Below are 539 nucleotides of genomic sequence, written 5' to 3'. Positions count from 1 at the left end.
AACTTTATACATCGATGAAGCAAGCCGAAGCGATTGCAAAAGGAGAGCAGACTCCTGCGAATGTCACTCGTTATGAGATTGCCGATGTTAAAGCGATCCGAGCACAACTGGATGTCAGCCAAAAAGAGTTGGCACAAGCGATGGATGTGAGTATTGATACCGTGAAAAGTTGGGAGCAAGGACGGAGAAATCCGACAGGTTTAGCAAGCAAAGTCCTGACTCTACTCTCTAAAGAGCCAGAGCTTTATGCGAAGTTTTCAGTTTAAAGATTAAGAGGTGTCTATGAGTGCAGCTGTTACTTTTGAGCAATTCTGTCAGCGTTACGAGTACGATCCGAGAAGTTCGTTATCTCGCTTTGAATATGCGACGTACAAAGAGACGAAGTACAAAGAGAACTTGGAGATAGCTAACGAGCTGATCACCAAAGATGCCATCGATAAGATGAAAACATAGAAAAAACGCCCTTAGAGGGCGTTTTTTGTTTCAATCGAACAGCGAACTTTTTGCCCTGTAAATCGCTCTGAAAGCGTCACAAACTT

The 539-nt window shown here is 43.4% G+C and carries 2 protein-coding genes; both read left to right on the top strand.

Annotated features, from left to right (window positions below; genetic code table 11):
* Positions 1-14: 14 nt before the first annotated feature.
* A complete protein-coding gene (nadS, locus tag R7Q46_RS29755) occupies positions 15-266 on the top strand; it encodes a NadS family protein (protein WP_140371643.1) in 252 nt (83 codons plus the stop codon).
* A gap of 16 nt (positions 267-282) precedes the next feature.
* Positions 283-453, top strand: a complete 171-nt coding sequence (locus tag R7Q46_RS29750) for a hypothetical protein (protein ID WP_318078665.1) — start codon at positions 283-285, stop codon at positions 451-453.
* Positions 454-539 lie beyond the last annotated feature (86 nt).

Source organism: Vibrio sp. 811 (assembly GCF_033339195.1).
This window is presented reverse-complemented; position numbering and strand designations above follow the sequence as displayed.